This window comes from Streptomyces sp. NRRL S-646 (assembly GCF_000720765.1).
Taxonomy (GTDB): domain Bacteria; phylum Actinomycetota; class Actinomycetes; order Streptomycetales; family Streptomycetaceae; genus Streptomyces.
The window spans coordinates 1-7,459 of the sequence record NZ_JODC01000054.1 but is presented as its reverse complement, the minus strand read 5'-3'; the positions used below and the strand labels follow the sequence as shown (position 1 = coordinate 7,459).

The window sequence follows — 7,459 nt, the reverse complement described above, 5'->3', positions numbered from 1 at the left end:
CCGCCGCCTCACCGGCGAGACCACCGTCTCCTGGCGCGACCCCGCAAAACTACACCAACCGCCGATTCCGGGATGAAACAAAGGGAGAAAACGACCTCTTAGCGGGCTACGCGGCAGCATCAGCCCGGTCGGGCCCAGGGGCGACGCGGATGGCGTAAAGGCACCACCGTACGACGCGACGGACCGCCGCTCGGCTGGACTCCTGAAGCTGCCACAGAGTGCCGTATGTCTCTGCGTGACCGATGTGGCGCAGCGTTCAACAAGCCCCACATCAACACGCGACAGTTGAATGCAAGTGCCCACCAATACCGCGATCGAGCCGGAACGGCATGCGCGGACGAGAGCGGGCGCACGTCACGACTGCGACACCGCACTCCCTCAGTTCGATGGCGGGGGTCTCGCTCATTCGCTGGAATCGTTCAGCGTCCACCTCGGGTGGAGACCCGTCTGCCGGCATGCCTAACCTGCCTTACAGGCGACCGCCTCCTGCTCGCGCAGGGCATCCGCATCGAGCAGGGGGCGGATACGGGCCGGGTCGAAGACACGCTCCACGAACGCCCCCCGGCCGCCGCGGCGTCCACCACCCATGCCGACGGCGTACGTCCACCACCGGGCAGCCTCCAGTGAGGTGCCGTCCTGGGCGTGTACCTCGATCCTCCACTGGCCGAGGGCGTCGATCCCGAAGACGACCCTGTGCGGGGTCTTGACCTCCACCAGCGGCACCACGCCGGGGATGTGGTCACCAAGACCGAGCCTGCTGTAGTCGATAGCGGAGTCGGCTGCGGGCTGCTGCCCCTCGGGCACTTTCTGTCTCCCCTCAACGATCAGGGCGTCACCGTACGGCGCGACTTGCCGCCTGCGGACGGGAAATGGCCAGGGTCTTACACGGACGGGTGGTCTTCGGCCTCAACCTGTCCGACTCCGCTGGGGTGTTTCATAGGTGACCACCTGAAACACCAACCGCGCAACGCCAGTTCTTGCCATGCCTGGCTGTGACCGAGTGCTTGAGTTGGCCCGTGAGCGTTCCAGTTGGCCCGGGTGAGCGCTGCGGTTGGCCCGCGGAGCTACGTTCAACCGTCCATGACTTGCGCAAGGTCACGCCTGGTGGGCGGCTTGCGGGGAGACCGGCCGCTCGAAGAACGTCTCCAGCACAACTGTCGCCTGGGTCCCGCTGACTCCGTCGATGGCGTAGATCCTGCGCAGCACGTCCTGTAGGTGCTCGGTGGTCGTGGTCCTGACTTTCACCAGCACCGAGGCGCTGCCGGCGATGACGTGCGCCTCCAGAATCTCGGGCAGCGCGGCGAAGTCCTTCGCCGAGTCGCCCATCCAGGCCGTCGAGTCGACCATCACGTAGGCCAGGACGCTGCCGCCCACCGCTGCCGGGTCAACCTCCGCCGCGGTGCGCCGGATGACGCCGCGCTCCCGCAGCTTGCGTACGCGCTCATGAGCCGCGCCGGCGGACAGGCCCACGGCCTGGCCCAGCGTGGCATAGGACTGGGTGGCGTCCCGCTGAAGCTCCGCCAGCAGGGCGCGGTCAATGTGATCCACAACTCTCCATTCGGAATAGCCTTGCGTAGACCATAGCGCATCTTGCAATCTCCTCATCGGGCCGAAGGAGATTCGGCATATCTATGGGGAGGGGACCCATGACCAGCGAGCGCCCTGCGCTGTACGAGATGCTCGACGACCGGTTCCGTACGGGGCGGTGCATGAACGGCGATGGCGGCTTGGAGGTGCTGTACACCGGTTGCCGCTGGGCCGAGGGGCCGATCTACCTTCCTTCTTGGAGGCAGGTGATCTGGAGTGACATCCCCAATGACCGGATGCTGCGCTGGGACGAGGAGACCGGTGCGGTCAGCGTCTTCCGTCGCTTTGCCGGGCACACCAACGGCAACACCCTTGACCGCCAGGGCCGGTTGATCACCTGCGAGCAGGGCAACCGCCGGGTGACGCGAACCGAGCACGACGGCACTGTCACGGTGTTGGCGGATCACTGGCAGGGCAAGCGACTGAACAGCCCGAACGACGCAGCCGTGAAGTCGGACGGATCCATCTGGTTCTCCGATCCGGACTTCGGCATCACCAGCGACTACGAGGGTTACCGTGCCGAGAGCGAGATCGGCGCCAACAACGTCTACCGCATCGACCCGGACAGCGGTGAAGTACGCCTGGTCGCCGACTGCTGCGCGGCGCCGAACGGCCTGGTCTTCTCGGCCGACGAGCGACAGCTCTTCGTCTCCGACACCCGGGCCGGCTGTATCCGGGTCTTCGACGTACGGGACAACGGCACACTCTCCGACGGCAAGGTCTTCGCCGACGCGGCATGCCGCAAGAACGCCCGTTTCGACAACCTCCGCTTCGACGACGACGGTCGGCTCTGGGCGGCCGCGATGGACGACGGGGTGCACTGCTACGACCCCGACGGCACGCTGATCGGGCGGCTCGACATTCCCGAGAAGGTGGCCAACATCTCCTGGGGCGGCGTCAAGCGCAACCGTCTCTTCATCACCGCGCGGACCAGCCTCTACTCGGTGACCATGGGCGTCACGGGCACGCACCCGACCGGTCCGGGGCGCCGACCCCGGCCGGCCCCGACATCCCGGTGACCCCCGGCCGTGAGTGGTCCAGTTGGACGGAGAGGCCAACTGGACCACTCGGTCACACGGGCTCGCCGTCGGGGGCCTGAGGGGGCCCGGGCTGCGATTCGGGTCAGGACCCTTTCCCGTTGGGCGCTACGCGGCAGTGCGCACGGCGTAGTCGGCGAGGGAGGGCGCAAGCAGGCCGAAGACCTCGTCAGTTGCCGTGCTCAAGGTGGCTGCGATCTGTTGGTTCGTGCGGCCTGCGGTGGCGAGGTCGAGAGCGTGATGGAAAAGGGTGCGGTGTGCCGCGGCCAGGAGGGCGGCGGCCGCCCGGGGGGCGAGGGCTCCTGTGGGTGTCGCGGTCTCGGCGGTCAGCGCCGCAGCGAGGGCGTCCTCGCGCTGTTCGTGGAGTTCGCGCAGGCGGGCGCCGAGGGTGGGGCTGCTGGTGATCATCCGGGCGAAGTCCGGGCCGCAGAAGCCGGCGAGGGCGTCATGGCGCGCGACGGCCGCCAGGTACTCGCGGTGCAGGCCGGCCAGCGCGGACTCGCCCTCGCGGCGGGAGCCGAGTGCGGCGGCGAGGCTGCCGCGGAAGGTCTCGTGGAAGTCGAGGGCGAGGTCTTCCTTGCGAGGGAAGTAGTTGGTGACGGTCATCTTGGCCACCTGCGCGGCGGTGGCGATCTGGGCGATGGTCACCGCCTCGAAGCCGTACTCCAGGAACAGCCGTGTCGCGGCGTCGGAGATGGCCTGGCGGGTCTGTCGCCTCTTCAGTTCTCGCAGTCCAGCGGTCATGCACGCCATCCTAACGTAGGTCGGACCTAAAAATAGGGTTGACCCTTCAGTGTGTCGCACCTAAGTTTATGTCCGCCCAAGAAAGCAAGTGGGAAGGAACCGAGTGAACCCGCGCATCACCCCGGCCGAATCGGCCGCCGTCCGCGACCGACTGGCCCGACTGGCCCACGGCGTCCCGGATGCGCCCGCCGATACCGACCTCGCCCCCGCGCTCCCCGCCACCGGCGGGGTGCCCGGCCGGTGGACCAACGCATCCGGCAAAGCCCCCGCCGAGGCCGGGGTCGTCCTCTACGTCCACGGCGGCGGCTTCGCCGGCACCGAGCCCCGCGCCGAACGAGCGCTCGCCCACCGCCTGTCGCAGGCAACGGACCGCCCGGTGTTCGGCGTGGACTACCGGCTCGCCCCGGCACACCCGTATCCGGCGGCCCTTGAGGACGTGGCCGCCGTGCACCGCAGCCTGATCGAGCAGGGTGTCCCCGCCGGCCGCATCGTGCACTTCGGCGAGTCGGCCGGCGCCACCCTGGTGCTCTCCGCCCTGCTGACGCTCAAGGCGGCCGGGGACACGCTGCCGGCCACCGCGGTCGTGGTCTCCCCGCTCGCCGATCTCACGCTCTCCAGCCCCTCCCTGACGGTAGATCAGGGCCGCGACACCATCAGCAAGGCGGCACTGGAGACGGTGTGCACCCAGTACCTGGCCGGGGCGCGGCCCGACGCCGCGCCGCAGTCCCCGCTTCACGGCGACCTGTCGGGCCTGCCCGACCTGCTGGTGATCGCCGGCGGAGCCGAAGTGCTGGCCGACGACGCCCGCCGGCTGGCCGCCGCCGCGACCGCGGCCGGGACCCCCGCGCGCCTCGACCTGTACGAGGACCTCCCGCACGTCTTCCACCTGGCCCTGCTGGCCGACGCCCCGACCACCGCCACTGACACCTTCCTGCGCCGCCTGGCGCAGTGGACCCACGAGAGGACCGCATGAACCTGCGCGTCACCCCAGAAGAACCCCTGCGCCTGATGAGTGTGCACGCCCACCCCGACGACGAGTCGAGCAAGGGCGCGGCGACGCTGGCCAAGTACGCCGCCGAGGGCGCCGACGTCCTCGTCGTGACCTGCACCGGCGGCGAGCGCGGCACCGTCCTCAACCCCGCGATGGACCGGCCCGAGGTCCGCGCCGACCTGCCGCGTATCCGCCGTGCGGAGATGGCCGCCGCCCGCGACATCCTCGGCATCCGCCAGCACTTCCTGGGCTTCGCCGACTCCGGTCTGCCCTCGGACGGCGAGCCGCTGCCGTACGGCTGCTTCGCCGCGACTGCACTGGAGGAGTCGACCGCGCCGCTGGTGGCGCTGATCCGCGACTTCCGTCCCCATGTGCTGATCACCTACGACGAGACCGGGGGCTATCCGCACCCCGACCACATCCGAACCCACGAGATCACCGCCGCCGCCTTCGAGGCGGCGAGCGACCCCGGCCGCTTCCCCGGGGCCGGGCCCGTCTGGCAGCCGCTCAAGCTCTACTATCACGGCGCCCTGTCCAGGGCCTGGTTCCAGGCTCTCCACGACGGCATGACCGCCCGCGGCATGGCCTCCGGAATGGCAGCGGTGCTCGCCGAGTTCGGCTCGGAACCCTGCGAGGAGCCGCAGTTCACCACCCGGATCCGGTGCGCCGAGCACTTCCCCGTGCGCGACAAGGCGCTGCTGGCACACGCCACCCAGATCGACCCGCACGCCGGGTTCATGCTCCACGACCGCGCCGTGGAGCGTGAGGTATGGCCCACCGAGGACTACCACCTGGCCCGCTCCCACGTCCCGGTCACCCTCCCCGAGGACGACCTGTTCGCCGGGATACGCGCCGAGCGGCCCACGGTGCTGGTCTCCGGCGGCGGGGTGGCCGGATCGACGGTGGCGTACTGGCTGTCGCAGCACGGGTACGCCCCCACGGTCGTCGAACGCGCTCCCGCGCTGCGCAGCGGCGGACAGGCCGTCGACTTCCGCGGCCCGGCCCTGACCGTCCTTGAACGGATGGGCTTACTCGACCGGGTGAAGGAGCGCGACACCGGTATCGGCGACTGCACCGTGGTGGACTCCGCCGGCGAACCGTACGCCGTGATACCGGCCGTGCTGTACGCCGGTGAACTGGAGGTGCTCATCGACGAGTTGATCGAGATCCTGCACGACCGCGCCGCCGAGGCCGGGGTCACCTACCGTTTCGGCGACTCCGTCACGGCGCTGGCACAGAATGACCAGGGGGTGCACGTCACCTTCGAGCACGCCCCGCCGGAACGCTTCGACCTGGTGATCGGCGCCGACGGAGCGCATTCGGCGGTCCGCCGACTGGCCTTCGGCCCCGAGGAAGCCTTCGCGCACTACCTGGGCTGTTACTACGCCTACTGGGAGGCCGACAACCACCTCGGGCTCGACCACGAGGGCATGGCCACCGGCGACGGTGAGACGGCGGCGCTGAGCGTGTTCACCGTCAAGGACAACCGGCAGGCCCGGGTGGGACTGCTGTTCAAGGCCGATCAACTGCTGCCCGTCGACCGCAACGACCGCACGGCGCAGACGAAGATCCTCAAGTCCCGTGCCGCGCACCTGGGGTGGCAGGCCCCTGCTCTGCTGGCCGAGCTGGACAGCACCGCCGATCTCTACTTCGACGCCATGGTCCAGATCCGCATGGACGCCTGGTCCACCGGCCGCGTCGTACTGCTCGGAGACGCCGGATACTGCGCCGCCCCGACCTCGGGCCGCGGCACCTCCCAGGCCCTGGTCGGCGCCTACGTCCTGGCCGAGCAACTGGCCGCGGCCGGCGGCGACCACTCCACCGCCTTCGCCGCCTACGAACACGCCATGCGCCCCTATGTCGAGCACCACCAGGCCCTCGGCGTCCAGGGCAGCCAATACGTCTTCGCCCGCCCGACGCAGGAGATGTTCGACGCCATGGCGACCCAGGTCCACGCGCCCGAAACCGATCCCGGGCCGGAACCGCTCCTGCCGACCTGACGACCACGGCCGGCCCAGATGGAGAAGCAACGGAAGGACTCGGCACAGCCTCGCACGTCCTTCATCCCATATCTCGACGCGATTGGTCGGCGAGGACGCCTGGTGTACGTGGGCGGGGTACGACGGCGGCCGGCCCCAGTCGAGGCGCTTGTCCGTGTCCAGGCGGAAGGTGCCGTACGGGTTGACATCGGACCCGAACAGCGCGGTCAGGCCGCGCCGGTCCTCGTCGCTGAGCCTCAATGCCCAGACCGGTTCGGCCAGGATCTGCTGCACCAGCAGGGTGTTGACGTGCACGAGCGCGGACTGCGGCAGGTGCAGGGCGAGCATGGAGGTCTCGGCGTGCTCCTCGTCCGGACCGGTCAGAGCGCCATCCTTGCCGTAGTGGAGCACGGTGTTCGCGCTGTTCCAATTCTCCACGACCTGGAGCCCGCCGCGGATCTCCCGGCGCAGGCCGGGTCCGGCCAGGTAGTCATCAGTTACGTGGAATCCGACCGCAGCGGAGAATCTCCCTGCGGTACGACCACGGACTGAGGAGATGTGTTGGGCACGGTGGTGCTGGAAGAGAAGTGGCCGGTGCTCGGCAGGCACGAGCAGGCCGCCGGGTGGTTGCGGGTGTGGAGCGGACCTGGGTCGGGCTCCCCGGACGATCGACGCCTACGCCCGGGGGCTGGCCGAGTACCTGGAGATGTGCGAGCGGGAGAATGCCGACCCACTGACCGCGAACCGGGCACACACCGCCGTCTACGTACGAGAGTTGACATCTCGGCCGAGCCGCCGGGGCGCAAATGTGGTCTCGATCGACTCGGGCCCAGGCCTGGCCAATGCCACGATTCCCGCCTGGGCCGCCACCGCTGGACCGTAGAACGCACGATATCCTGGCTCGCCGGATGCCGCAGACTGCACCGCCGCTTCGAGCGCAAAGCCGAGCACTTCCTGGCCTTCACCAGCATCGCCTGCACCCTTGTCTGCTACCGCAGACTCACCAAATGAGATGACTTCTTAGAGGTCGTTTTCGTCTATGGTGCGGTGTTATCGCTAGTTTTGCGACCACTGATGATCTGGTGCTGGTGAGTCTTCAGTGCGGAACGCGGCTGGCGAGA

At 69.1% G+C, this 7,459-nt stretch carries 6 protein-coding genes and 3 pseudogenes; 5 read left to right on the top strand and 4 right to left on the bottom strand.

The window, feature by feature from the left end; genetic code table 11:
* Positions 1 to 459: 459 nt before the first annotated feature.
* Together IH68_RS0148695 and IH68_RS0148690 are read right to left on the bottom strand one after the other, a co-directional pair.
* Positions 460 to 804 carry a hypothetical protein gene (locus IH68_RS0148695; RefSeq protein WP_030950223.1) on the bottom strand — a complete coding sequence of 115 codons (345 nt, stop codon included), beginning with the start codon at positions 802 to 804 and terminating at the stop codon, positions 460 to 462.
* Between the two features lie 291 nt (positions 805 to 1,095).
* The gene (locus IH68_RS0148690) at positions 1,096 to 1,548 is read right to left on the bottom strand and encodes an Lrp/AsnC family transcriptional regulator (protein ID WP_030950221.1); all 453 of its coding nucleotides are present in this window, start codon (positions 1,546 to 1,548) and stop codon (positions 1,096 to 1,098) included.
* Between the two features lie 98 nt (positions 1,549 to 1,646).
* On the opposite strand from IH68_RS0148690, the gene IH68_RS0148685 reads away from it, so the two are divergent.
* On the top strand, positions 1,647 to 2,606 hold the full coding sequence (locus IH68_RS0148685; RefSeq protein WP_030950220.1) for an SMP-30/gluconolactonase/LRE family protein: 960 nt from the start codon (positions 1,647 to 1,649) through the stop codon (positions 2,604 to 2,606).
* A gap of 126 nt (positions 2,607 to 2,732) precedes the next feature.
* Here IH68_RS0148685 and IH68_RS0148680 read toward each other — a convergent pair whose 3' ends face one another.
* Entirely contained in the window at positions 2,733 to 3,368 is a 636-nt protein-coding gene (locus IH68_RS0148680) for a TetR/AcrR family transcriptional regulator (protein ID WP_037886659.1), read from the bottom strand.
* Positions 3,369 to 3,471: 103 nt separating this feature from the next.
* Between IH68_RS0148680 and IH68_RS51225 the strand changes: the two genes are divergently transcribed.
* The 3 genes and pseudogenes from IH68_RS51225 (at position 3,472) to IH68_RS57570 (ending at position 6,359) form a co-directional block, all read left to right on the top strand.
* Positions 3,472 to 4,341: an alpha/beta hydrolase fold domain-containing protein gene (locus IH68_RS51225; protein WP_051834160.1), complete on the top strand. Its 870-nt coding sequence runs from the start codon at positions 3,472 to 3,474 to the stop codon at positions 4,339 to 4,341.
* Between the two features lie 35 nt (positions 4,342 to 4,376).
* Positions 4,377 to 5,210, top strand: a pseudogene (gene mca, locus IH68_RS58950) (mycothiol conjugate amidase Mca); the annotation flags it as partial.
* Positions 5,211 to 5,225: 15 nt separating this feature from the next.
* Positions 5,226 to 6,359, top strand: coding sequence for an FAD-dependent monooxygenase (locus tag IH68_RS57570; protein ID WP_234341853.1), 1,134 nt, complete (start codon positions 5,226 to 5,228; stop codon positions 6,357 to 6,359).
* A gap of 225 nt (positions 6,360 to 6,584) precedes the next feature.
* Here IH68_RS57570 and IH68_RS58945 read toward each other — a convergent pair.
* Positions 6,585 to 6,776 (bottom strand): annotated as a pseudogene (locus IH68_RS58945) (Tn3 family transposase); the annotation flags it as partial.
* Positions 6,777 to 7,193: 417 nt separating this feature from the next.
* Between IH68_RS58945 and IH68_RS54830 the strand changes: the two are divergent.
* Positions 7,194 to 7,349: pseudogene (locus tag IH68_RS54830) on the top strand (transposase); the annotation flags it as partial.
* Between the last annotated feature and the right edge of the window lie 110 nt (positions 7,350 to 7,459).

Bases quoted from the DNA above. Each gene is read 5' to 3' on its own strand.
- IH68_RS0148685 (WP_030950220.1), top strand. From the start codon at position 1,647: ATGACCAGCGAGCGCCCTGCGCTGTACGAGATGCTCGACGACCGGTTC.
- IH68_RS0148680 (WP_037886659.1), bottom strand. From the start codon at position 3,368: ATGACCGCTGGACTGCGAGAACTGAAGAGGCGACAGACCCGCCAGGCC.